The sequence below is a fragment of the Pseudomonadota bacterium genome (assembly GCA_026388275.1).
In the GTDB taxonomy this organism is placed as follows: Bacteria; Desulfobacterota; Syntrophorhabdia; order Syntrophorhabdales; family Syntrophorhabdaceae; genus JAPLKB01.
Window position 1 is genome coordinate 60857 of record JAPLKB010000008.1, and the last position, 25150, is coordinate 86006.

Genomic DNA, 25150 nt, shown 5'->3' on the forward strand with positions numbered 1-25150 from the left:
GGAGATTACCATGAAAAAGCATATTTTATCCTTTGTTGTTGTTTCCCTTATCTTCTTATCCTTTGCATGCCTGTCGCATGCACTTCTGGCAGGCAAAGTCAGCACTCTCGAAGGCAGGGTGGATGTACTGAAACCCGGGAAAAATGTAGCAGCACCGGTCAAAAAGGGAGACACCGTAGATGTAGGTGATATCTACCGCGCAAAGAGCGACGGAAGAGCGGAGATCATCTTTCTTAACGGAAACATACTGAGGATTGCCTCCAATACCAGGGCTGAAATAAAAGAGGCCATGTTCGAAGGGAACAAGAGCAGCAGCGTCATCAGGCTTCACCGCGGCAGGGTTCAGGCTATCTCCAGCGATGATTTTGTTAAAAAAGTCTCCGCCTTTGCAGAGGGCAACAGGTTTGAAGTCCATACCCCTAATGCCGTAGCAGGAATCAGGGGATCCAATATGGTTGTCTCATTCCTGCGGGGTATTACCGGATGCCTCTTCATCAGCGGCAAGGGTTATCAGTTCAACCCTAACGACCCCCAGAGAAGAATAGTAAACATTGTAGGCGGCTCCATATCCTTTGTCACATCTTCCACCGGTTCTCCTACACCGCCAAGAAGCGCTGCGGCTGCTGAAATTGCCATACAGGTAGCTGCAATGACAACAATTGAGAAGCCAAAAGAAGGAGGGCAGCAGGATTCAGGGCCACCGCCACCACCGCCACCTCCATCATCAGGGCCGCCAGAACCGCCACCACCACCGCCACCACCGCCACCACCGCCACCACCGCCGGCACCAGTAACAACAATAAATTATACAGCAACCCTTACAGGCGGATTGCTTTATGACAATAACTTCGTCGGGTCAGGCAACCTAACAGCAGCTATGACAGGTTCCATTGAAAGCAACACCAATATCGGCTCTGCAAATTTTGCAGGAACTTACAACAATCCGAACAATAATAAAATCTGGAGCGGAGGAATTGAAGGAACTCTTGACAAAGGCGGGGCATTTCTCGGGTATGCAGGCGGTTCGTGGACTTCCTGGAGCGGTAATGCCATTGGATTACTTGTAGAGGAAGGGAGAGCAGGCTTCCTGACAACCAGTCCTTCCGGAGATTCTGCAGGTGGGTTATTTACAGGAGGCGGGTTGCTTGTAAAAAGATTCATAGGCACTACAACGCTGGCCCCGACAGAAGGACAAACATGGCTTGATGCACTTAAAAGCAACACAACTACAAATACATATAATACAACCGATTCGGGCTGGTCCATCGGAGATGCCGTTTTCAGCGTATCAAACCATAAAACGAGTACAACTACAATAATACCAGAACTCGTTGGCAATAAATCCATTGGCGTTATCAGAGAAATGGTAAGTGGAGACAGTTATAATAATCCTGACCATGCCATCCAGAACGGAATAAATGGTCAAAAATTGGGTGATTCTTTTTACTCAATAGGCACCGCAGCACTTTCCGATGATCCGTCACATAATCAATTATTCATGAATATAAGCAACACCTATATGACTACTCGTTTTTTCGGCACTCAGAGCGTCTACTATGAAGGCACTTATGATGCATTGAACAGCCCCTTTAGAATGGTAGGTATCGGGACAATAGAAGGTTCACCGTTGAGTTTTGTCAGTAAGGTTTCTGAGGGACGTTTTCAGGGGCTCTTAGGCGGAGCTAATTCTCTCTGGTCAGGAAATTCTGTGAGTGTGACCTTCATGGGGAAACTTGTCAACGGCGGCGGGAACCTTGATATCCAAGCCTGCGATCAAGGCTGGGCCAGTGGAAACTGGTCAACATTGCTGCCCGGTGGGGTTCAACATGTTTCCGGGATTAATACTGGTTATAACTATGTTGCAGATACTTCCCATCCGATAACGCAGGGTGTAACTTCCACTCCACAAAGTACTCCTATGAGTTGGCATTACTTTACAAATTTATTGCCTGGAACTGATATTATATATACTGCCACCGAAGGATCATCATCCTATCCTACTTCCATTGAATATACCTATAACGGCGGCAAGGTTCTGGCATCTACGCAATCATTGGAATATTCTTATCAATATGGTAGAAATAGTGCTGCAATATTGACTAATACGCTGTCCTATGCAACATCCGGGGGCGGTAAGGCGCTGCTGATTCAGGATACTCTACCATGGGATTCTAATGCAAATACGCAAATATTGAATACGCTCGGTGTTAGCTATGATGTTGTTACTTCGACACAGTTCGCGTCCCTCGATCTCTCCCCTTATTCAACAATTATCATCGCTTCGGACCAGCATCAGAGTTTTTATGATACAATGGCAACCAACATTTCCAAACTCGAAAGTTTTGTCGGCTCAGGTTCTAATCTCACAAATGTAGGTTTATCCAATATTTTTAGCTATGATTATGCAAACAACAAATATATGACATATGACGGCGGCGCATACCGTGGTCTGGTCGGTACCGTAAAAGTCGGAACAGATGCAGCAGGAAAATATAAGGCCATCTATATCGCCCCTGACGGCAGCGCAGGTTACCTTTACGGTTACCTTTACGGAACGGTTTATGATAATGCCGACAATATGTTCCTCCTGAATGGAAGTATTGTAAAAGAACAGGTGAAGACTGCTGCAGAAATAGGCAACATAGCTCCTCAAGATCTTTATAACAGCGTATCCGTAGGCACAATGGACGGAACGGGTGCTTATTTCGAGGGTTTCTTCGCAAACTTTGATACTATAAACGGACAGGAAGACAAAGGCTATACAATGGCTATAAAAAATACCGTTTCTAAAGTAGGACAGAATTGGGGTATATACGGAATTTCACTTTACGGTACCTTTATTAACGAATTACAGGTACCGACATGGACAGGAAATTTCGGCGGACAAGGCAGCTTCGGTGAATATTATAAAAACGAGGCATGGGTAGCCGACAGCGGTTACTGGCTCTTAAGTGTTGATGACGGAACATGGAATGATGGCTGGATGGAAGGTACTGCTTACGGTAAATTGATTACAAAGAAAAAACTCGGCACTATGGCTGGTAATGTTCTCGGTTCATCCATAGGATCAACTAATGGTTCCTGGGAGATGACATCTCTTGGTGCATGGACAGCAAATGACCTGAAGTTCTGGAGCAGCTTAGAAACTGATTTCGTATATTACAATGGAGTATCAAAGACAATGGTTAGTGACGGGAGCATAACCGGTGGTATGGGTGGTGCAGAAAAATCACTCGGTGATGCAACGGACCAGATTGCGGCACCCGTATATGCACTGGGGAAATATGCCGCAAGCACTCAGAATTATCACGTCTGGAGAGCCGGCATCAGTAGTTTCAACGTGGACAACGATACATATACCACCTTGGATGGATGGGGCGCATATAAAGGATACGGGGTCGGTACAAGAATAGGAAACAATACAACAGGAAAATTCTTTGCAGTATATATTGATCCGGAAATTTATTATGAAGATCCGGGACCTTCATACAAAGCAGGCATACTTTATGGCGACTTCACCGGTAAAATATATCCTGGAGCAAAGATGTCTGAGATGCTCGGAGGTTTCAAAAGAATAGAGATGGATTCGAACATTGGGATTTCACCGGAAAACCTGATGTCAAATATTGAGACAAATACCTTTACTCCCAATGCCAATGATATGTTTTCAATAAATGACAATTATATGGAAAATAATATGGGAGATGAATATGGAAGGCCTTATCAATATCAAGGAGAGCATATAGGCATAACCGGATTGAAATGGGGCGTCTGGCATTCAATAGTCGGCGGTAATTATGCCGGCCTTACCATGGCCGACAGCTGGTTTGGAATGATCGAACATATTGACGATACAATGATGTTCGGTCAGTATATAGAAGGCTCAAAGTGGTCCAACCATAAAATTGAGGGAAGAACTGCCGGTTACGGAGCTGAATTGACGCATGGCAGTACATGGGTGACTTTTGGAGAAACTGTGGGCACATTCAACCCGACAACTTTTCAGACAGTAAGCGCCGGTATTGCGATTGAAACTTCGAAATACCTTACAATGGTTGACGATGATACTCAATGGGGGAAAGCAGTTCTTCAAAAATTAAACATACCATGCGTGGAGGTTGGAATTGTTTCTCTCACGCAGGGCACTCCCACAGCTTATCTTTCAGGCGTAACTATGGCTGTCGTAAGGTTCTTTGGAAATGCAAACAATGCGGTTCCCATGGTATGGGCTACAAAAGATGTAAGCGGTAACTATTACGGCAGTCCGTTAAACCAGTCGGTAGGATTGTCAGGCGGGGGATTGTATGCCCAGTTTACAATAAAAGGGTGGGATACTACAAACAGCAAGTGGATGGCAGGCATTAACGGCTCGGGGACCCTAACCGGCGGTGCTTATCCATATAACGGGTCTGTTCAGTTCAAGGGTGCAGGCGCAGGGTCCATCACTCAAACTGTTCCTAATGTTTCAGGGAGTTTTGCAGGCACAGCAGTCGGCATCTCACGGGCAGGAGGCGGAGGCGGATATTAAAGTTATTGCGCACTTATAGATAAAGTGGAAGACTAAATAAAAAGGCACGTATGTTTTGACATGCGTGCCTTTTATAATAATTAAGTGTATTTATTTACAAAAACATTTTTTGCTATTTTTCATTGAATTTTACCACTTCTTTTTCTGCATTGCATTCTATGACAAAAGATCCCGCTCCTTGTTCTAAAGAAGATATTGCATATATTGAAACAGGCTCGGCCTTACCCTTTACCGCGACCTTGTCAAGTCCTTCGACTTTTAATCTCCACATCTTTCCATCGGTAATCAGGCCTCTTATCTTATCCAGGGTAGATTCAGTTATAATGATATCCGAGTCATATTTTCGGGTAAGTCCTTCTACCCTTGCACCAAGGTTCACATTGTCACCAATAACAGTATAGTCCATCTTTTTCCCGTCGGCGCCGATATTGCCCACAATAACATCGCCTGTATTGAGGCCGAAACCTGCATAAAGTGATTCTCTGCCTTCAGATTCCCACTTTGCATGAAGCTCTTTCAATCTCCTTGTCATATGAAGAGTACACTTTATTGCGAGTTCTGCATGGTTTTCCTGCGGCAAAGGGGCGCCCCAGAAAGCAACAATCTCATCTCCAACGAACTTGTCAAGAGTGCCCTCCCATTGGAATATGATATCTGTCATCTCGCCGAGGTATTCGTTAAGAATTGCTACAACCTGTTCGGGTGCATGTTTCTCTGAAAAAGTTGTAAAACCGCGAACATCGGAAAACATGACGGTAATCTCCCTTCTCTCGCCGCCAAGCCTTGCAAGGCTTGGATTCTTTATAAGTTCATTGACAACTCTTTCCGTCACATAACTTGAAAACATACCCCGTATTCTTTTGGCATAACGTTCTTCTGTTGCATAACGATAGGCGGTTAAAGCCAAATATGTAAACAGTATATTGCTTCCGGAATAGCTTAAATCAATCCATAAATTCTTACTAAAAAAGAAATAATAGGTTATTGAATAAAGAGCCCCGATAAAAATCAAGGCAAGCAAGGCACCAGACAATGCTTTCAACCTTACTATCAAAAAGGTAAAAACTATACCGGAAATCATGATGATAATGATATCCGTAAGGTTTGTAATCCTCAGAATAAAATCTTTGCGCAATATAGATGTTATAACATTTGCATGTTTCTCAACACCGGGCATAATCCCTGTGGGTGTTACCCTCAAATCATATATTCCTACCGCAGTTGCTCCGATAAGGACGATCTTGTCTTTAACTTTAGAGGGGTCTACTTTTTTTTGAAGGAGATCCAGGGCAGATATCTGCGGGGCTGTGCCCTCCGGACCATAATATCGTACGAGCGTCCTTCCCCAGAAATCCGTGGGTATAAAGTCATTCCCCAGTTGAATGCCGGAGGCTGCCTTCAGTATCATGCCTTCCATGGGCAAACCCTGAGCAATCCTTGCGGCCTGGAGATTTACACTTGGAAAAATTTCGCCGTCAAATTCAATAGCCATTATTTCCCATCTAAGGACCCCATCCTTATCCGGGATCATGTTAATATGGCCCAGTGTTTTCGCAACTGTTGAAAATTTCTTTAGCGGCACAAGTACTTTATTGGCACTTATGGGCGGAAATAACTTAAAATTACCAGAGTCGCGCACCATAGGGAAGGAACTATCGTAGAGAATACTATCACTTATTTTATTTTTTTCCCCTTTAAAATCAAAAACAACCGGAAGGATAACATTGCCGGCCCTCTTTATGGACGCTGAGAGTATGTCATCATCTTTCCATGGCTCGCTGAAAATAATATCCATGACAATGACCTTTGCTCCCATGTTATTTAAGGAATCTATCATAGACGCTATCACGCTTCTGTTCCAGGGCCACCTCCCTATTTTTTCAAGGCTTCTATCATCTATACCGACAACAACAACCTCTTTCAGAGGGGCTTTTTTTCCATGGAGATAATACCTTACATCATAGAGAAGAAGCTCAAGACGTTCAAGAGGAACAAAATTAATGACAACAAAGGCACAAAAAATGAAAGTAATAATGATCCCGATTGTGGCTGGAATGAGTACTTTTTTCATATCAAATTTGTCCTTTTTCAAGTATTGTTAATATGGTATAGTAAATAGATAGTATCATATTGAATTATAAAATTAAATATCTATAACTTTAACTTTGCGCCCGTAGCTCAGTTGGATAGAGCGTCGGCCTCCGGAGCCGAAGGCCACAGGTTCAAATCCTGTCGGGCGCGCCATAAAATTAATTCTGAGTTTTAAATTCTTAATGTTAAGTATAGGACAATACTTAAACGTCATTTCGAAAACAGCCGTTCATGTTCCTGTTTTATACATACATCCATAAGAAATGTGATGCCGTGATTTTCAGCAGTTTTTTTTGCCTCTTCATTAACTATCCCCAGTTGCAGCCATATACACTTCGGTTTTATTTTAACAGCTTGCTCCACAACCGGCATGATGCTGTCAGCACGCATGAAGATATCCACTATATCAATCTTTTCAGGAATATCGGCAAGGGCATGATAACACTTCTCGCCCAATATTTCATCATACCCGGGGTTAACAGGAATGATTTTGTACCCGGCATCTCTAAGATATCTTGCCACAGTATTACTCGGTTTGTCTTCCTTTGGAGAAAGGCCGACTATGGCTATTGCCCTTGATGACAACAACAATTCTTTTTTTGATATATCCTGAGTGTTCATAACGGTCTCCCTCATTCCTCTTTATCTTTTTTCAACCATTTATTTGCGGACATGCCTTTAATGTTTAAGGCCTTCAAGAGATTTCAGGATATTATCCCCACCTTTGGATATCTCTTTCTTACCGTCACGTTCAATAACACAGGTGGGGGTGGAGTTGATGTTATCTTCTTTTATGTAGTTCACAAAAAGATTAAACAGGGGTTTTTCGTCAAAGGATTTAAGCTTTATGTTTTTATTCTTTAAATACTCCTCAATTTTATCCTTTTCCACAATATTCTCTTTACCGGCATCGAACAGAATTGTTCTTGCAGCAAGGGCATGGTCGAATTCTTTTTTGTTATTTAAAATATAAAGAAAATATTTTGCATATAGAATTGATTTCGGGGGATGGAAAGGTACATCAATAAATGTAATGCTGATTGTGTTATTCTGAACAAGTTTTTTTATGGTGGGCTCTATTTTGGGTTCCGTGGTCCTGCATGACACGCAAAAATAATCGGAGTACAATCTAACCTTGATTTTGCCGGTGCCAAATGAAGTTATAAGGTCTGTTACTTGATTGCCCGGTGGGGCAGCAACACAAGCGCTGTAGATACAAACCGATCCTATGAATATCGCTGACAACACAAGGTATGTCCATGCTTTTCTTGAAGATATTTTTTTCATAGAAAAATATTATCGAAAATCGGCCTTAAAGTAAAGGGAAATGATGATATCCCCGGTTTACAGCCTGAAAACATGTTGACACACTTCGGCTGCCTTGATACCATTAATAAATGATATAACATACGATTTAACAAGGATTACTAAGGTGAAGGCATTAAGGAGGGAAACGTTTGGAAAGAGATGACTGGGGAGCTGATCCGCAGATTAGATATTTGCGGCAGATATTTGGAGATATAGAGGCAGCACAGGCTGATTTTTTGCATCGTTTAAATATATCCCTCTTTGACAGCAGGCTCCGCCGCTGGCGAGAAACAGGATTGAAATTATTTGAAAAAGTATGGATGTTATCGTCAAAAAGGGGCATTACATCAGAAAAAGAACAAGTCTCAAAAATCTACCTGCATTGTCTTGCCCATTTCCTTAAGCTTAACAGGATAGCAGTTCCTCCTGAAGCACTTCCTTTTGATGAAAATATTGACGGTTTTATAAAGGAGGTGCTGAAATGATCCGTTTGCGTCTATTCGGCCGATGCCGCATTTACCATGATCCGGTAGCGCCTGTAATGCGAGAGCCGGCGCAGATCGGATGGAGCGCCTGGTTCAGGACTATTGATCTTGTAACACCGCAACCGTTGAAAGGAGAAGAACTGCTCAGAAGGACACGCGGCTGGTGGACAGTTGAACCGACTGATGTGGCTGAAATAGTAAATAAATATGGCCGCCTGGTAGTAGGTGATGGAGGCGAACTCATGGTAGAGTTTGAAGATGAAAAAGCTGCCGGGAATTTATCAGAGGCACTAAAAGAACGTTTTGATGATCAGGTTCAGCTTGCACCTTGATTGTGCCATTGATCAATTACGTCGGCGGTTGAATCCCTTGTTGAAATAAGGAGGCATTATGAACATTTTTATTGAATATTGCGTTGCTTGAAACTTTCTTCCCCATGCTTCCCGTGTGGAAGCAGAACTAAAGACAAATTATCCTGGTTCAGACATTAAATTGATCGAGGGCGGCGGCGGTATCTTTGATGTAAAGTACAATGGTAAACTGATATACTCCAAACAGAATATTACAGGACACCGATTTCCTGATGTGGGAGAAATTACCCGGTTAATCAAACAGGAGACGTGCTAAAAAACATAGTAGATAGTATAAGCTTGCCAATAAGGGAGCAAAACAATATTTGGGCCACATTTGATGAAGAAAAGCACACCCCGGTGATGTTCGTCTTTTTTCTATGCAACTGATGTGGTAGATGAGGATTGAAGAATATGAAAGCAATTTATTTTGACGGAAAGCTGAAATATGTAAAGAACCATCACGCTCCCACACCAGAGGAAGGAGAGGCTCTGATACGGGTAACTCTGGCCGGTATATGCAATACAGATCTTGAAATTATGAGAGGCTATCTGGGGTTTCAGGGCATTATGGGGCACGAATTTGTTGGAGTCGTTGAAAATGCTAATAATGGAAATCGCAGTTTAGTCGGAAAAAGGGTGGTCGGAGAGATTAACTGCGGTTGCGGTACCTGCAATTACTGCCTTACAGGTTTTCAAAAACACTGCCCTGACCAGAAGACAATCGGGATTTTAAGCAAAGATGGGGCTTTTGCCGAATACATAACGCTGCCGACATGTAATCTTCTGGAAGTACCGGATAACATATCCGATGAAGAGGCAGTATTTGCTGAGCCCCTGGCGGCTGCCTTTGAGATATTGGAGCAGCTTCATATAAAGCCGACCGACAGGATTCTTGTGCTTGGGGATGGAAAACTGGGAATTCTTGCCTCGCTCGTCCTTAACCTTACACAGGCTAATGTTACCCTTGCCGGAAGGCATGGAGATAAGTTGCGGGTTGCACGGGAACAGCATGTAAAGACGATTCGTGCCGGTGAGTTGGAAATGAAAGAACAATACGATGTTGTTGTTGAAGCAACAGGCTCTGCTGACGGTTTTGACCTAGCCCTTAAACTGGTAAGACCGAGAGGGGTAATTGTTCTGAAAACCACCGTTGCCTACGTGAAAGAAATGAACCTTGCCCGTGTTGTTATTGATGAAGTTCAGGTTATCGGCTCAAGATGCGGGCCCTTTGAACCGGCACTTATGGCAATGGCTAAAAAACTCATAAATGTAAAGCCTCTTATAAGCGCAATTTACAAACCGGACAAAGCATTGGCAGCTTTTAAAAAAGCAAGCAAAAAAGGGTCACTTAAAGTTCTTCTGGACTTCAGGTAGGCAATTAGGGCTATTTTTTCATAATCACCCATAATCCCCCCTCGGAAACAATCTCAACATGCCCCGGTATCTTGCCGGTATTAATGTCTTCATACAATCCGTCCACCATTATTTCAGTCTTACCGATCCTTAAATTGAGATCTCGTGATCTTTCACCGATTGTATCAATCACCACTTTAGGGGTATATTTTCCAAATCCACCGCCGACCATTGCTACCCCTTTTTCTCTTAAAACCCTGTAAATAGCTGAAAAATCAACACTGAATAAAGACGGAAAGAATAATGCGCCACGAAATATTACCAGATCAATAGAAAGCTCTGTAACTCCTGCCAGAGAGGCATTACTCTCTATAATCCTCACTGGATTGTCACTTCCATGTTTTTTCGCTTCTTCACGGAAAAAATATCTCATACCCTGCGGAAACGATGCAATAGAAAAGGAGTCACCGATTTCCTGCACCTTCATAGAAAACACTGCTCCGCAGAAGGGTCCCATTTCAAGGATATCTCCGCCTTCACGGCCGTAGATTTCTCCAATATGCCTTGTTAAATAAGGATAAACAGGATTCCACAAATCATATAGTTCTTTAATAGGGGCAAGGTCGACTGTATTCATAGGTTTTTAACAGACTTAATAATATCAGATAAATTGGAGGATATAAACAGTTTCCATCCGGACTGGGTCCTTTTCCGCCCAGGCGGTGTCAATCTGCGGTCTTTCTTGTGCGGCGTGCATGTTGTACACCTCCGCGCAATTCCTTGATTGCCCCTCGGGTCTTATGCCATGAAGCTTACCTCGGGGTGATCCGTTTCCTTGCCGGAACGAAAAATTCCTCCTTTCCGATTCGGGAACGATAAAGATTGCCATTTCCATAATCAGTCACTATATTACAATTATATTGTTAGAAGATCGTATCATACTATAACAAGGAGCTCACAGGTTGGAGCCTAAAAAAATAACTGAAGAAATATACCGAATTGGTGGATCGGATCTTACATCTGCGAAGGATTGCGCCGTTTATCTTTTAGACCTTGATGAGCTTGTCCTGATAGATATCGGTTCAGGTGAGGGTTTTGACAGATTGTTTGATAATATTGAAAAGGCAGGCTTCAGGCCTCAAGATATCTCCACCATGATACTGACCCATTGTCATGTTGACCATATCGGAGGGGCTGGTGCCTTCCGTGAACGTTTCGGCACGCATCTTATAATGCATGATCTCGACGCAAAGATAGTTGAGGCAGCAGACACGAGACTGACAGCAGCTTTTTGTTTTAATATTGATTTCCATCCTCTTGTTGTTGAAACAAGGCTCTTTGGTGAAAAAGGTATAATTACCATCGGCAGACACCAATTATGCTGGCTCCGCACACCTGGACACACGCCCGGTTCAATATCTGTTTACGTGGATATTAACGGCAAGAGGGTCCTATTTCCGCAGGATATTGCAGCGCCGCTCCTTAAGGAATTCGACTGCGACCCTGATGCCTGGATGGAATCGATAAATAAATTATTTGCTCTTGATGCAGACATCCTTTGCGACGGACACTCAGGTGCCTATGGACCGAAAAGTGTCGTAAAGGAATACCTGGAATATTGTATAGATTCCCAAAGAAAGATGGGGTATATAACTTAATGATATCTATCGTAATTAACATGGTTGTTAATGATTAATATTTTCAAAAGATTCGTTAAAATAGGGACATCAACCACCCTTAAAAAAACACTTATAAGACAAACAATATTATCTGATACACAAGAACTTGTTTTTATTCCGGATTCACATAAACGTATATGTGGATCCAGGTTTAGTGGGCAACGGCATGGAAGGCAAGGTTTCATTGCAAGGGCAGTATCGAGCAAAATGCTCAGAGACGGGTGGGTTGTGAGTCTTGCAGACCGTAGGCCACCAATTGTGTCTCACCCCCGTTCACACCCTCCCCCCTCCGAGGGGGAGGAAAAAAAGGGGAGAGGGGGCAATCAATGTGTCGGAGGATCGCAAGGCGAAGCAGAACACCGGGCACCCACTTGTGGGTCATGGACATTGCAATCATGTCGTTGCCCAAACAAAGAGAAAACCTGGAAAAACATTGCATACAACACAACAATACAATAAACTTTTTACAATACCATTTGGCCCGGGAGGGGTAGCGAATGAAAAAGATCGTCGAGTGCGTACCTAATTTCAGCGAAGGCAGAGATGCAAATAAAATAGAAAAGATCATAGGGGCCTTTCAAGGAGTTGATGGTGTAAAATTCCTTGATTATCATAAAGACGCCGACCATAACCGGCTGGTTGTTACAGTTGTCGGCGAGCCGCAACCTCTTATGCGTGCCGTTGTTGCCGCTGTCGGTGTTGCTGTTAAGATTATAGATATGCGTACTCACCGGGGACAGCATCCGAGGATGGGCGCCGTTGATGTAATTCCTTTTATACCCCTAAAAAATGTTACCATGGACGAAGCCATTGCACTTTCCAAGGAGACAGCAAAGACAGTCTGGGAAAAATATAAGCTCCCGGTTTTTTTATATGAAGCTTCGGCTGTGAACAGGAAGAGAATAAATTTAGCCGAAATACGCAAAGGGCAGTTTGAAGGGATGGCAGAAAAAATAAAAACACCGGAGTGGATGCCGGATTTCGGAAGCGCGCAGATACACCCTACGGCAGGAGTAGTTGCCATCGGAGCCCGTAAACCCCTTATCGCCTTCAATGTAAACCTTGATACAAGCAACATCGAGACAGCAAAGGCCATAGCAAAATCAATAAGGAATATAAGCGGGGGACTCAGGCATTGTAAGGCCATTGGCATTGTATTGAAAGAAAGAGGCATTACACAGGTTTCCACAAATATGACAGATTTTACAAAGACACCCCTTTACCGGGTGGTCGAACTTATCCGGATTGAGGCAAAACGATACGGCGTCAGTGTGGTGGGAAGCGAGATTGTAGGCCTTGTCCCTCTGGAAGCACTGATTGACGTTGCTTCTTATTACATGGGTCTGGAAAATTTTACCGTGGAGCAGGTGCTTGAATCAAGGCTTGCAGAGTAAGTCAGTTTAAGTGGTTCTTGCCTTCGTAAATTTTTCCCTACAAACACAGACAGCGCAGAATGCGCTTGCTCTATAGCCTGAATCTCCATTTGCAAAAACAATCAGCAGGGTGATCGGGCGGTGCAAAGACACACTCTACCTTGATATCTTCATCAACTGCATGTGCAAAGGACTCAAACTCTCTCTGGTGCATATCACGGCAGTAGAATTCAGGCAGGCCGTGTTTTACCCGGGCAACCTGCGTAACGCATTGTGGTGCACTGACAATTACCTCGTCTTCTTTTTCCTCAATCTTATAACCCACAATCATTGTCCAGGGACAAAATTGCATTGCCCTGGCAAGCCCTTTCAAACCCTTTTCTTTGATATGAAACCGGTGAATAATATCCTTTGTAGACATACCGGCAATTTTTCCCCATACCGCCTCGTCAAGATATTCTGCCGCTGCCCTGTCATATTTCTCTTCCACGCAGAGAAACCAGAAACCATCAACTACCCGGTAGTGCCAGAGGAGAAATCTCAGATAACTTTTCAGATCCTCCTTTTCCAGATTTTCAAGTATTCCCAGGTTCATAAAAAACTCCTCTTCTACATATAGCCTTTTTTTCAGCAGTTATTAGCACATTAATATTGTTCTGGATATTTATTAAACATAAATTTATCATGACCATTCTGTCCATTGAAACAACATCCTTCCTGGTATTTCTACTAATAACAAATATTTTCATTTATGTTGTTCTTGGGAGATTATTGCTATTTTAATTATATTGTTGTCTCCCGGCACTTCCCTTGGTATATACAAATTTGTAAAAATTTTCAATATTAATAGTCTCTGTAGCCCTTATAAAGAACTTGACCTCAAAGACTGATAAATATATTATAATAGCTAAATTTAAAGATTTTTCATTTTAATTATCTGAAAGAAGGGGGAGATGCATGGAGTCAACTGAAGACACTCCGGGTGAGATAAACCTGATTGATTATATGAAGATAGTGTGGAAACATAAAAGGCTAATTATCGGTATAATTATAGTAATTGTTTTTATCACTGCAATAATTGCACTACTTGAAACTAAAATATACGAGGCAAATGCAGTGATAGCGCCCGCAGGAGCAAAGATAGACACGGGAAGCCTGAGCATGGCGGCTGCCCAGTTCGGCCTTACAACCCCGGCTTCAGCAAATGTAACTGATATCTTAAATGTTCTGAACAGCAATATTCTTAAAGAAAGAATTATAAATAAATATAATCTATTATCCCTTTTGTTCAAAAGTGACGCTTTTAATGGGAAAACAGAAGATCAGAAATCGTGGGCAGGCATAAGGGCTTTGAATGATATTTTAAAAGTTAATTTCTCTTCAAAAGATAATACGATTACCATATCGGTTCAGCATAAAGACCCGAAGGTAGCCTCCAACATTGTAAAATATACCCTCGAAGAACTTACAGAATTGATAAGCAGCGAAGCTAAAAGGGTTGCTGATACAAACAAAAAGTACCTCGAATCACAGATTGATAAAACCCTTGATCCCTTTATTCGCACAAAAATATACTCAATGATTGCCCAGCAGATTGAAACATCCATGATGGCAGAGGTAAAAGAAAATTTTGCCTTCAAGGTAATTGATCCGCCAAGGATTCCTGATAGGGCAATTAAACCAAAGAAACTTCAGATGGTCAAAGTATCCTTTATAGCGTCCTTTTTTCTTGGGATATTCATCGCATTTTTAAAAGAGTATATAGACAAATTTAGAATGAAACAAAGTGGATCATCTGAGGGGGTAAGATGAAACTTAGATTATTATTGATTTTAACGATAACGGCATATGTTTGTTTTCTGACATTATGCAATATAGCTAATGCTCAACTGCCTTTTATTCCACCAACTGTACTATCACCGACACAATCACCAGCATTGAGCCAGCCGGCAACATCCCAACCCGGACAGGCATACCAATCCTCAGCAACAAGCCAACAGCCTCTGCCAAAGCCGCTACCTGCCCAACCGGGAGTTTCACAACAGATTACAACACAGCAGGCAGATATTCTCCAGAGATTGTCGCCTGAACAAAAAAGGGCTGCAGAAGGAGCTATACAAGGACCTCTCACACCTGAAGCCATTGAGGCACTGAAATCCAAGCCGGAATTCAAAGGATTAAAGCCGGAGGATGTTATAAAAGGCAAAGAGATTCTTGATAAAAAAGATGTTGGGAAAAAAGAACCGGGAAAAATGGAAACAGATAAAACCCCAGCAGCGGCAGAAAAGAAGGTTATCGCAAGAGAAGCAGAAGGAAATACGCTTTTTGACAGAATACGGAGTATAGGAGCATATCAGGATATTTCCACTGCACTTAAACCATTCGGGTATGAGTTTTTTCAGGATGCATCAATAAGGGTAGCAACAGACAGGAAGGATATACCGGTTCCAAGCCAGTATGTTATCGGCCCAGGGGACGAAGTTAGAATCCTCCTCTGGGGACGGGTAAATGCTCAGCATAACCTGGTTGTCGACAGAAACGGGAACATAACGATACCCCAGATAGGGCCCATCCCTGTCGCAGGCATGACATTTGAAGATATGTCAAAAAAATTAATTAAACAGTCGGAACAGATTGTTGGCGCAAATATCGATATTACTATGGGTGCACTCAAAACCATCCCCATCTTCGTCCTCGGCGACGTAAAGAGACCGGGTGCATATACCATCGGTTCTTTTTCAACCATGACAGATGCTTTGTTGATAGCCAGCGGCCCCACCGGGATAGGCTCAATGAGAAATGTACAACTCAGAAGGAAAGATAAAATTATCACTACCTTCGACCTTTATGATTTATTCTTAAAAGGGGATAAATCTAAAGACATCATTCTTCAGGCAGGCGACGTAGTTTTTGTGCCTGTTGCGGGTCCCCTTGTAGGTATTGCTGGAAATGTTAAAAGGCCGGCAATTTATGAACTCAGGAATAAATTTGACCTTCAATCACTATTTGACCTTGCAGGAGGTATTATCCCGACAGCGTACATGCAGCAGATACAGGTGGAGAGAATTATAAGGACAGAAAAACAGATAGTTATCGATGTTAATGACAAAGACTTGACAAAGGCAAAAGATTTTACTTTGCAGGACGCTGACCTGATAAAGGTATTCAATATTGTTGCTGGAGAAACAAATGTTGTTTTTCTGTATGGTAATGTAAAACGTCCGGGAAAGTATGAGTATAAAGCGGGAATGCGGTTGAGAGACCTGATGAAAGACGAAACAGAGTTTTTACCTGAAACATATTTTGATTATGCACTGATTAGAAGAGTTGAACTGCCGGAAATGAATATACGTTTTGTACCAATAAACCTCAAAGAAATTTATTCTTCAAAGGACGAATCTCGAAACCCTGAATTAAAGGCTCAGGATATCATCTACGTTTTTTCTAAATGGTTTTTCCGGGATAAACCATCGTTTACCGTAGAGGGTGAAGTAAGGCGGGCAGGCCAATTTGACCTGGATGCCAATATGCATGTGCGGGATGCCATTTTAATGGCAGGAGGGCTTCAGAGAGATGCTTATTACAAAGAAGCTGAACTTTATAGGACAGATAAAACAACAAAAGAGGTTACGATCCTCAAATTCAATCCTGAAAAAGCCCTCAATGGCGATAGTTTGCATAACATGCTTCTGCAGGACATGGACAGGATTGTTTTACAATCTGTGCTCGGATATGCATATAAGAAATTAGTATCTGTTGACGGTGAAGTGCTAAAGCCAGGTACATACCAGTACGGCGAAAGCATGACAATAAAAGATTTGGTCTTCACAGCAGGCAATGTGCTTGATTCCGCCTATCTTGAAGAAGCTGATGTATCTTTTCAGATTATTGATGAAGGTAAAAGCGCAAGCCTTGAACACAGACGAATAAATCTCGGAAAGGCCTTGGAGGGGGATACAGAACACAATCTTGTGCTACAACCATACAGCAGGCTATTTGTTAAGCGGATTCCCCAGTGGAGGTCTGAGAACTTTGTTAATTTAACTGGAGAAGTCAAATTCCCTGGCAAATATATTATTAAAAAAGGAGAAACCCTGTCCAGTGTGATTGAACGAGCAGGAGGATACACCGATAAGGCGTACCTTAGGGGGGCTCAGTTTTTGCGAACCAGAGTAAGAGAACTCCAAAGAAAGACTCTCAATGAAGCAATCATCAGGCTTGAAAAAGAAATAATGGCGGAAAGCACCCTTCGTTTATCTACAGCCGTTTCTCCCGAGGAAGTTGCCGGTTTACAGGCACAGCAGCTCGGAACCCAAAAAATGGTTGATTCATTGAGGAAAACAGAAGTCATAGGAAGGACAACAATAAAGTTGGCGCATTTGCGGCTCTTGAAGGGCAGCGAATACGATATTGAACTTGAGGATGGCGATAGCCTGTATATACCATCCAAAAATAATATAGTTAATGTTTCCGGTGCTGTAATGGCACAGGGCAGTTACCTTTATTCAGATGCATTGAGCTTTAGGGACTATGTTGATAAGGCGGGAGGATATACAAGATATGCCGACGAAAAAAATATCTTTGTTCTCAAGGTTGATGGAAGCGCAATGAAGATTGCTGGAGGTTTCTTTAACTGGAATTCATCTAATTCACGATGGGAAGTCAAAGGTTTTGGTGATGAAATAAAGACTATCGAGCCAGGAGATACGATCGTTATCCCCGAGAAATTACAGGCTACGGCATGGCTGAGAGGTTTAAAGGATGTAACGCAGGTGCTTGCACAAGTGGGAATATTTGCAAGCTCACTCAACTACTTATTCAAGTAGCAAAAGGATAGATAGTTTATAATATTTTGACATAAAGAATTACCCCGCCCGTAAGCGGACGGGGTATCGTGATATTTGTACTGATTTTTGATTGTTTTATTTATTCCGGCCTTTTCCATTACCTTTTCCTCTATGGGGGTCTTTAACGGTTACACTATTGAATTCAAAATCACCACGTTTGAGGGCATGGAATTCAGGGGGTCCCGGTTTAATGCCAAGTTGTTTTGCAATATTTTATAATAACCTTGATGATGTATCAGTCCCTTTTCCAGCCTTTTGTGTTTACCAGACAGTGATCTGTTTCGTCGCAGACCCTGGTACCCTTACTGGCAGCTTCCTGTTTTGCAATCCCTTCGCAGTATTGCTTGTCTCTGTTGAAATCGGCAGTGGTTTTTCCAGGTTTCGTATAATAAGCAGTACAGCCTGTCATAAAAAACGTTAAAAATATTATCAGTAATATTGGTTTGACTTTTCCCTTATTAAAGTATGATTTTACTCTCATATGTCCTCCTTTTTTCTTTGCTAGTATAGTTTTAAAAGCATTGCAAGATAGCCGTACTTCCAGAAGACAATGCAGGATATAATCAGGAGAATTATCAGGATATACAGACCCCATGGTTTTTTCTTGTCGGCATAGGGATCAGCAAGAGATTTCTTAGCGCCTTCTGGCAATCTTGCTACATCAGTCAGCGATGTGCCGAACTTTATATTGATCTTTGCCCGTGCATTGACAGCCCACCCGCTTGCATCAAGTATAGGGCCAAGGTTACGTTTTTTCAGTTTGAGCCATGCGATAAGCATGGACGGGCCGGAGATAAGCAGCATAACACCTATAGCCACAAGGGGAAGTTGCCACCACGGCAAGCGTAAAAGCCCTGTTACAATCGAGGCTATAGCCGTTCCAATTGCACCAATGGCCAGACCTATGGCGGCAAATATACCGGCAAATCTGCCGGCATCAAAGGCCTTCTCGGCAGGAGGTTTCCCTGAAGCAGTTTGCATTCCTGATTGCATTGCCGATACAGCCATTCTGTCTTCCGATGCCTTTGAACGTGCAGCAGCAAGTTTCATCAGTTGTTCGCTGATCATTTTGCCGGCCTGTTTGTAGGGGGACCAGAATGCCTGTCTTATGCTGATGGGATGTTCGATGATCCGTGCAATTGTAGCATCCCAGTCCTGTCCTTTTCTGTCGTAAAAAACACCATTGCGTCCCACTATGAGCTGGTCAGAATCGCCTGCAGTAAAGGCAGCAGCAATGATCATCTTATCAGTTCCCCCGCGACGGATACAATTGCAATAGACAAGATACAAACGGCTTAAGCTCGACAAAACAACATGAGTAGCGATATCATCCACTTTAACACAGAGATCGCAACTCCTGCCGTCAAGATAGAGTGTCCCGGACTGGAAGACTGCCTTTGACCGATGGTCATAAAAATCACGGAAGGCAACAAAATTGTTGATCAGCGTATGTAAGTACCGGCAATAGCGGACAAGTTTGTCAACTGAAGAAATAGCGTTTGCTTCCGGTTCAAATGCTTTATCCCTTGCTATCAGCTCGTCAACAAGTTGCTTATAACTGCCATTTATTATTTCATTGATTCTCTCGATTCCAAGCTTCTCGACGGACGTCTCGGGTTTAGCGGAGTGCCAGTCTCTATAAGGGGTGAATCGGATGTTTATGTCATCCCATTCTTCTGCTGTTATACTGTTTTTGTCACCAAATACAGGCTCTACTACATTTTCTCTGAATCGCGTTATCAATTCAATCCATGCCGGATTTATTCCTTCTGTAAGAGGTAAATGCCTGTCAGGTTCTACAATGGCAACAGGGAATGATGCAAATGATTCTGAAGACACAGAAAGGTCCTGGGGGGCAACCCTTAGATAATCTGCATCGGAAGGATTGAGTGACTCAGCAGACCGTTTATCAAATTTCGCAAGGAGGCAACGGGTGAAATAGTCGTTCACCTTATCTTTGATTGCAGTCAGAGCTTCAAAGGCATTCTCCGTAGCATCACTCAGGATGAGGATGGAAGGATCGCTTTCACTGTTTTTCTGCCATTCGGAGTATGCCTGTATTTCATTGAAAAACTGATCGACCTTGTCTTGTGATATTCCAGGATTGCCGCTACGGTCAGTATCAGCATCCAGACTGTTAATAATATCAGTGATAACCGATCTTACTGCATCATCGTCGGCAGATTCAACGGTAATGATGCCATCACCATTGAATTTCATCTGAGCGAAAATTCTTTCCTCGCTGTTGGTATCCTCTATGTTGATAACATCAGTATTTCCTTTGCCCAGATTTTTCAAAATTTGTCGTGCTGAAGAAAGAAGCCCCCTGCCTTCATCCGTCTCATTATTTATCACTGAAAGAGGTACCCCTTCTGACCCTTTTACAAGGAATTCGGGGTCTTTAAGTACCGAGCCGGCCCATGTGACTGCTTCTATGATTTCCGGGGCACGTATATGGCCATCATGATCAGAGTCGACAAACTCAAGTGTTTTCAGATCAAATTCAAGGTCTTTCACAGGACAACTAAGGGCTGCCCAGAGTTTTTGGTCCAGATCCTGTAATGATAGCAGATCAGCTCCTGTTTCGATGGATACCTGGTCAAAACCGCCTGTTCTGAAGAAGCGCCATGTATGAGACAACATTCATTACCCCCTCTATGGTTTAAAGTTTCATGAATAAAGCTATTATATAATGTTTTTATTTATAAAAAGAACATAAATTTATTAAGCAGAAAAAACATGGCACCTGTTTTTCATACGAAATAAATCTTATTTTTCAAATTTATTATTGTAAATCATGGTATATTTCATATAATAGAAAAGTAAGGCTATGGAATTCATCACACTTGAATAATCGGTACAGCAAAGTAAGTGTGCGGCATCTACCCGGCAAGCGAATAAGAGATGGCAATCTGCTTTCGGATCGTGGTTTTGTGGCATATTGGATGGACTGCATCATGACAAAAGGCATAAAAATAACAATTATTTCAAAGGATGATCTGGATAGAATAAACTTTAAATAAAATTGCAGGCAAGGCAATGGAATAGTCCTCATATGGAGGTATAAATGCACCGGGCAACAAAGATAGTTATTTGGTTAGCAGGGTTTTTTGTGCTTTTCTCCATAATAGGTTTTTTTATTGTTCCCCCTATCGTTAAATCGGTTCTTGTAAAGAAACTCTCTGAAAATCTCCACCGGGAAGTCTCTTTAGGACAAATAAGAGTTAACCCATATTCGCTCTCTGTTTCAGTAAAAAATATTTTAATAAAAGACCGTGCGAAGGCAGAGACATTTGTCTCCTTTGATGAGTTGTTTGTAAATGCGAGTATCAGTTCAATTTTTAGAAGAGCCATTATTATTAAAGAGTTAAAAATTGCCGGGCCATATATTCGGATCATCCGCAACAAAGATGAGTCCTACAACTTTTCAGACCTCCTTGTGTCCAAAACAACAGAGAATGATAAACTCAGGAAACGACGTGCAGGGGAGAAGGAGAAACCTGTTCTTTTTTCAATCAACAATATAGTAATATCTTCAGGCCGCATAGACTTCTCTGATGGACCAAATAACGTGCAACATAATATTAAGGATATGAAAGTTTCTATTCCTTTTATTTCCAACACAGAATATTATGTGAACACTTATGTGCAGCCTTCGTTTTCTGCACATATAAACGGGACTCCATATACTTTACAGGGGAAGACAAAACCCTTTGCAGAACCCCGTGAGGCATATCTCGACATAGACATAAAAGGCCTCGATTTACCTCAATACATTACCTATTTGCCTGTGAAGCAAAATTTTATCCTTCGCTCCGGATCAATGGACATTGCTTCAAGGGTCTCATTTATACAATCTAAAAACAAGGCGCCATCTCTCATGGTAAGTGGCGATATTGCATTGAAAAATTTTGCAATTGACGATATGACAAAAAAATCTTTGGTAAATCTGCTCTCAATCGACATAGCAATTGCCTCCTGTGAACCTTTTCTTAAATCCTTGCACTTGTCTAAGTTTATAATAAAAGGGCCTGAACTGACTTTAAAACGTGATGAAAAGGGCGCTTTGAACCTGATATCGCTTATTGAGGAAAAAAAGGATGGCCCGAAAGACGCTTCCTATAATAAGAAAACACCGGTAAAAAAACCTACTAAAACCCCTGTAAAAAGCGATGAAGACGTACCTTTTAACGCATCTGTTGATGAATTTATTATTGAAGACGGCAAGATTTCTTTTTTTGATCATACAGTATCCCAGCCGGTGGAATTACTAATAACAAGTCTCAACCTGAAGGGAGAACGTTTTTCAACTGCAAAAGACAGCACGGGCACTTTATCTCTATCACTGCTTCTGAATAAAAAAGGTTCAATTTCCGCAAAAGGTCCCGTGAGTATCACACCTCTCTCTGCCAATCTTTTAACAGATGTTAAGAGGATTAACATCCGTGCCTTTCAGGCTTACTTCACCGATAAAGTAAAAATCAATACCACGAGCGGGCATGTTAATACATCGGGCACAGTCATTGTTGCCCATACAAATAAAGCCGGCTTGAATGTCACATTTAAGGGCAATGTACTTATCGCTGATTTTGCATCTGTTGATAAACAGAATGGTGATGATTTTCTAAAATGGAAAGCCTTCTCTCTGAACAATATCAACGCAGGATATAATCCTATGTATGCTCATATAAAAGGCATATCCCTTACTGACTTCTATGCAAGAGTTACATTGAACCCGGACGGAACTCTCAGTCTTAGAAAGGTAATTGAAGAAGAGGAAGAAAATAAAAATAATGAACAACCTGTACAGGCAAAAAAAGAAACTTCCGGGACAAAAACCGTTGCTGAATCCGAAAAGGATATTGCCAGGGATATCAGCGTTGGCAGCATTACCCTTCAAGGGGGAACCATCGATTTTATGGATAAGTCAATAAAACCTGCCTATTCTGTAAATCTTACAGAAATGGTTGGTCGGATAGGCGGTTTTTCCCTTCAACTTGACCAACGTGCAGACCTGGAACTCCTCGGCAAGATAGATCACTATGTCCCTCTCGAAATAGCTGGAAAAATCAACCCTTCAAGGAACAATCTTTTTACCGATGTGTCGGTAAAGTTCAAAGACCTTGATTTGAGTGCCATGACCCCCTATTCAGGAAAATATTTGGGATATAAGATAGAAAAGGGAAGTCTCTCTATTGATTTGAAATATCTTATTGACAAGAGAAAACTGGATGCTCAAAACCGTATTTTTATTGACCAGTTGACGCTTGGCGACAAGGTTGAAAGCCCTGATGCTTTGAATTTGCCCCTGAAGCTTGCCATTGCTTTGCTTAAGGACCGGAAAGGGCGGATCGATCTCGATGTTCCTCTTTCCGGCAGCCTGGACGATCCACAATTCAGCGTTTTTAGGATTGTTATAAAGATTTTGGTAAATCTTATTACAAAAGCAGTAACTGCGCCTTTTGCCCTCCTCGGCGCCCTCTTTGGAGGGGGGGAGGAGCTGAGTTACATAGATTTTGATTATGGCAGAGCACAGTTGTCGCAGGCAGGCATAAAGAAAATAGATACTCTTGTAAAAGCCCTCTATGAAAGGCCCTCACTAAAACTTGACATTGAGGGACATGTGGATGTGGAAAAAGATAAAGAGGCTCTAAAAACCTACCTATTCAACAAGAAGATAAAAACCCAGAAACTTAATGCTATGATTAAAAAGGGATTACCGGCGGTGCCTGTTGATGATGTTATAATTGGGCAGAGTGAATATCAACAATATCTGGCTTCGGCATATAAAGCCGAGAAATTTGAAAAACCCAAAAATGTATTAGGCCTTGCAAAGAGCCTTCCTGCTCCGGAAATGGAAAAACTGATGCTTGCCAATACCGTGGTGGGTGAGGGAGACTTGCGAACTCTGGCAAAACAAAGAGCCGGACAGGTGAAGGATGCATTACTGGCAACAGGCAATGTTACTGCCGACAGGGTATTTGTGGTTGAACCAAAATCACTTTCCCCTGAAAAGAAGGAAAAGGCAAACGACAGCCGCGTTGATTTAAAGCTTAAATAAAAAATGACGGTAAAGCGAATATATTTATTCATAAGGCTCCTACGGATTTTGCGTACCTTCTATATAAAAAGATGGTTCTGTTTCTTTCACCCACCTGTTATGTAACAAATATTTATCCCACATTTTCCATTAGGATAAAGTAATGGTGTCGGGATGTTCCTGGCAATCACGCTAACGGAGGATGTAAATGAGGACGCAAAGTAATTCCTGATGGCAACATTCAAGTGCGTCCCCATCGGTAGATCGTTACCCTTTATGGGTTTTAAAAATCTTCCAAAGTAAAAATGTTAAGGATGTGTCGTATCTCGATATAATTGTATTACAATAAATTGTCGTGTTTATCCTACACACATTGTCAAAGATATCCTACATACAAAATAAATAAATTGTATTACATTGTTATATCTTTCTGATAAAGCCAAACCGGCGGTGACGCCGGGACGGAAAGCCAACGGGTCTTAAGATAGATAGCCGAGCCGCCAAAGATGATTGAGAATTCATAATTGGAGGCTTTTATTTTGACATCTTATACAAATACAGCTATTCAACCATACCAAAGAGAAAGTATCCTCATTAAGGATACAAGAAAGCAGTCCCGCTCCAGAAACGTTAGCATTTACCCTGTAGAAAAAAACACCCGGGACGAAAGACTTCAAAACAGTCTTACAATAAGCAGAAACAGTGTTTATTTCGATTTGAGCAAACAAATTATTGAACAATCGAACCTAAGAAACAGTGACTCTGAAAACATTAGAGACATTTTTATAGAAAAATATGAACAGACAAAAGTTGCTTATAACAGATCGACGTTTAGTGTAACAATTTAACGTTCTGATGATTCATTTTTGCATAATCGGCAATAACTGCTTCTATCCTCATCCCTGAAGGGAATGTTTCCGCTTCGCTTAAGTATGTTAACTCCGGTCATGTTGTGGAGTAGCCCCCGTTTTAGCCGGACACTCATACAACCAAAATAAGTTGTAGTAATAGCCATAGAGTTATTACTATAATCAGGAGGAAGGTGACGTATGAGTCCGATAGAGATCATTACATCAGTTGAGAGAAGAAGGTA

At 42.0% G+C, this 25150-nt stretch carries 19 protein-coding genes, 1 tRNA gene and 1 riboswitch; of the genes, 11 read left to right on the forward strand and 9 right to left on the reverse strand.

The genetic code is table 11. From position 1 onward, the window contains the following. The first annotated feature begins 10 nt into the window (after positions 1-10). Positions 11-4528: a FecR family protein gene (locus NT010_01440; protein ID MCX5804719.1), complete on the forward strand. Its 4518-nt coding sequence runs from the start codon at positions 11-13 to the stop codon at positions 4526-4528. A gap of 112 nt (positions 4529-4640) precedes the next feature. Here NT010_01440 and NT010_01445 read toward each other — a convergent pair whose 3' ends face one another. Beyond that, positions 4641-6599, reverse strand: coding sequence for an adenylate/guanylate cyclase domain-containing protein (locus NT010_01445; GenBank protein ID MCX5804720.1), 1959 nt, complete (start codon positions 6597-6599; stop codon positions 4641-4643). 96 nt (positions 6600-6695) lie between these two features. Here NT010_01445 and NT010_01450 point away from each other — a divergent pair. Further along, positions 6696-6772, forward strand: a tRNA-Arg gene (locus NT010_01450). Positions 6773-6829: 57 nt separating this feature from the next. Here NT010_01450 and NT010_01455 read toward each other — a convergent pair. Beyond that, positions 6830-7240 carry a CoA-binding protein gene (locus NT010_01455; protein MCX5804721.1) on the reverse strand — a complete coding sequence of 137 codons (411 nt, stop codon included), beginning with the start codon at positions 7238-7240 and terminating at the stop codon, positions 6830-6832. A 57-nt stretch (positions 7241-7297) separates the two neighbouring features. Further along, a complete protein-coding gene (locus tag NT010_01460; protein MCX5804722.1) occupies positions 7298-7906 on the reverse strand; it encodes a thioredoxin domain-containing protein in 609 nt (202 codons plus the stop codon). 170 nt (positions 7907-8076) lie between these two features. Here NT010_01460 and NT010_01465 point away from each other — a divergent pair, with 170 nt between their 5' ends. The 4 genes from NT010_01465 to NT010_01480 all read left to right on the forward strand — a co-directional run bounded on the left by NT010_01465 (position 8077) and on the right by NT010_01480 (position 10139). Further along, positions 8077-8412: a hypothetical protein gene (locus NT010_01465; GenBank protein ID MCX5804723.1), complete on the forward strand. Its 336-nt coding sequence runs from the start codon at positions 8077-8079 to the stop codon at positions 8410-8412. Then, complete coding sequence (locus NT010_01470) at positions 8409-8744, forward strand: hypothetical protein (protein MCX5804724.1); 336 nt, start codon at positions 8409-8411, stop codon at positions 8742-8744. The genes NT010_01465 and NT010_01470 overlap by 4 nt, the downstream gene beginning before the upstream one ends. 115 nt (positions 8745-8859) lie before the next feature. Continuing rightward, complete coding sequence (locus tag NT010_01475) at positions 8860-9039, forward strand: Rdx family protein (GenBank protein ID MCX5804725.1); 180 nt, start codon at positions 8860-8862, stop codon at positions 9037-9039. Positions 9040-9176: 137 nt separating this feature from the next. After that, a complete protein-coding gene (locus NT010_01480; GenBank protein MCX5804726.1) occupies positions 9177-10139 on the forward strand; it encodes an alcohol dehydrogenase catalytic domain-containing protein in 963 nt (320 codons plus the stop codon). 10 nt (positions 10140-10149) lie between these two features. Here NT010_01480 and NT010_01485 read toward each other — a convergent pair whose 3' ends face one another. Then, positions 10150-10755 (reverse strand): hypothetical protein, encoded by a 606-nt coding sequence (locus tag NT010_01485; protein MCX5804727.1) that lies wholly within the window; start codon positions 10753-10755, stop codon positions 10150-10152. 325 nt (positions 10756-11080) lie between these two features. On the opposite strand from NT010_01485, the gene NT010_01490 reads away from it, so the two are divergent. Both NT010_01490 and ftcD read left to right on the forward strand, forming a co-directional pair. Further along, positions 11081-11776 (forward strand): MBL fold metallo-hydrolase, encoded by a 696-nt coding sequence (locus tag NT010_01490; GenBank protein MCX5804728.1) that lies wholly within the window; start codon positions 11081-11083, stop codon positions 11774-11776. Positions 11777-12294: 518 nt separating this feature from the next. Continuing rightward, positions 12295-13191 carry a glutamate formimidoyltransferase gene (gene ftcD / locus NT010_01495; protein ID MCX5804729.1) on the forward strand — a complete coding sequence of 299 codons (897 nt, stop codon included), beginning with the start codon at positions 12295-12297 and terminating at the stop codon, positions 13189-13191. A gap of 70 nt (positions 13192-13261) precedes the next feature. Here the strand turns inward: ftcD and NT010_01500 are convergent, their stop codons facing one another. Both NT010_01500 and NT010_01505 read right to left on the reverse strand, forming a co-directional pair. Then, positions 13262-13765, reverse strand: coding sequence for a DUF6125 family protein (locus NT010_01500; protein ID MCX5804730.1), 504 nt, complete (start codon positions 13763-13765; stop codon positions 13262-13264). Further along, positions 13746-13919, reverse strand: a complete 174-nt coding sequence (locus NT010_01505; protein MCX5804731.1) for a hypothetical protein — start codon at positions 13917-13919, stop codon at positions 13746-13748. The genes NT010_01500 and NT010_01505 overlap by 20 nt, the downstream gene beginning before the upstream one ends. A 208-nt stretch (positions 13920-14127) precedes the next feature. Here NT010_01505 and NT010_01510 point away from each other — a divergent pair, with 208 nt between their 5' ends. Together NT010_01510 and NT010_01515 are read left to right on the forward strand one after the other, a co-directional pair. Next, positions 14128-14982 carry a Wzz/FepE/Etk N-terminal domain-containing protein gene (locus tag NT010_01510; GenBank protein MCX5804732.1) on the forward strand — a complete coding sequence of 285 codons (855 nt, stop codon included), beginning with the start codon at positions 14128-14130 and terminating at the stop codon, positions 14980-14982. Continuing rightward, complete coding sequence (locus tag NT010_01515; GenBank protein ID MCX5804733.1) at positions 14979-17996, forward strand: SLBB domain-containing protein; 3018 nt, start codon at positions 14979-14981, stop codon at positions 17994-17996. Before NT010_01510 ends, NT010_01515 begins: the two co-directional genes overlap by 4 nt. A gap of 256 nt (positions 17997-18252) precedes the next feature. Here the strand turns inward: NT010_01515 and NT010_01520 are convergent, their stop codons facing one another. Together NT010_01520 and NT010_01525 are read right to left on the reverse strand one after the other, a co-directional pair. Continuing rightward, positions 18253-18498: a hypothetical protein gene (locus NT010_01520; protein MCX5804734.1), complete on the reverse strand. Its 246-nt coding sequence runs from the start codon at positions 18496-18498 to the stop codon at positions 18253-18255. A gap of 20 nt (positions 18499-18518) precedes the next feature. After that, positions 18519-20660 (reverse strand): phage holin family protein, encoded by a 2142-nt coding sequence (locus NT010_01525; protein MCX5804735.1) that lies wholly within the window; start codon positions 20658-20660, stop codon positions 18519-18521. A gap of 424 nt (positions 20661-21084) precedes the next feature. Between NT010_01525 and NT010_01530 the strand changes: the two genes are divergently transcribed. Beyond that, complete coding sequence (locus NT010_01530; protein MCX5804736.1) at positions 21085-24078, forward strand: DUF748 domain-containing protein; 2994 nt, start codon at positions 21085-21087, stop codon at positions 24076-24078. Positions 24079-24485: 407 nt separating this feature from the next. Further along, a riboswitch (cyclic di-GMP riboswitch) is annotated at positions 24486-24562 on the forward strand. A gap of 339 nt (positions 24563-24901) precedes the next feature. Here NT010_01530 and NT010_01535 read toward each other — a convergent pair. After that, positions 24902-25150: hypothetical protein (locus NT010_01535; GenBank protein MCX5804737.1), on the reverse strand; the 249-nt coding region annotated here is incomplete at its 5' end.

Bases quoted from the DNA above. Each gene is read 5' to 3' on its own strand.
- NT010_01500 (MCX5804730.1), bottom strand. From the start codon at position 13,765: ATGAACCTGGGAATACTTGAAAATCTGGAAAAGGAGGATCTGAAAAGT.
- NT010_01525 (MCX5804735.1), bottom strand. From the start codon at position 20,660: ATGTTGTCTCATACATGGCGCTTCTTCAGAACAGGCGGTTTTGACCAG.
- NT010_01460 (MCX5804722.1), bottom strand. From the start codon at position 7,906: ATGAAAAAAATATCTTCAAGAAAAGCATGGACATACCTTGTGTTGTCA.
- NT010_01470 (MCX5804724.1), top strand. From the start codon at position 8,409: ATGATCCGTTTGCGTCTATTCGGCCGATGCCGCATTTACCATGATCCG.
- NT010_01455 (MCX5804721.1), bottom strand. From the start codon at position 7,240: ATGAACACTCAGGATATATCAAAAAAAGAATTGTTGTTGTCATCAAGG.
- NT010_01505 (MCX5804731.1), bottom strand. From the start codon at position 13,919: ATGAAAATATTTGTTATTAGTAGAAATACCAGGAAGGATGTTGTTTCA.
- NT010_01510 (MCX5804732.1), top strand. From the start codon at position 14,128: ATGGAGTCAACTGAAGACACTCCGGGTGAGATAAACCTGATTGATTAT.
- NT010_01515 (MCX5804733.1), top strand. From the start codon at position 14,979: ATGAAACTTAGATTATTATTGATTTTAACGATAACGGCATATGTTTGT.
- NT010_01530 (MCX5804736.1), top strand. From the start codon at position 21,085: ATGCACCGGGCAACAAAGATAGTTATTTGGTTAGCAGGGTTTTTTGTG.
- NT010_01485 (MCX5804727.1), bottom strand. From the start codon at position 10,755: ATGAATACAGTCGACCTTGCCCCTATTAAAGAACTATATGATTTGTGG.
- ftcD (MCX5804729.1), top strand. From the start codon at position 12,295: ATGAAAAAGATCGTCGAGTGCGTACCTAATTTCAGCGAAGGCAGAGAT.
- NT010_01480 (MCX5804726.1), top strand. From the start codon at position 9,177: ATGAAAGCAATTTATTTTGACGGAAAGCTGAAATATGTAAAGAACCAT.
- NT010_01520 (MCX5804734.1), bottom strand. From the start codon at position 18,498: ATGAGAGTAAAATCATACTTTAATAAGGGAAAAGTCAAACCAATATTA.
- NT010_01445 (MCX5804720.1), bottom strand. From the start codon at position 6,599: ATGAAAAAAGTACTCATTCCAGCCACAATCGGGATCATTATTACTTTC.
- NT010_01440 (MCX5804719.1), top strand. From the start codon at position 11: ATGAAAAAGCATATTTTATCCTTTGTTGTTGTTTCCCTTATCTTCTTA.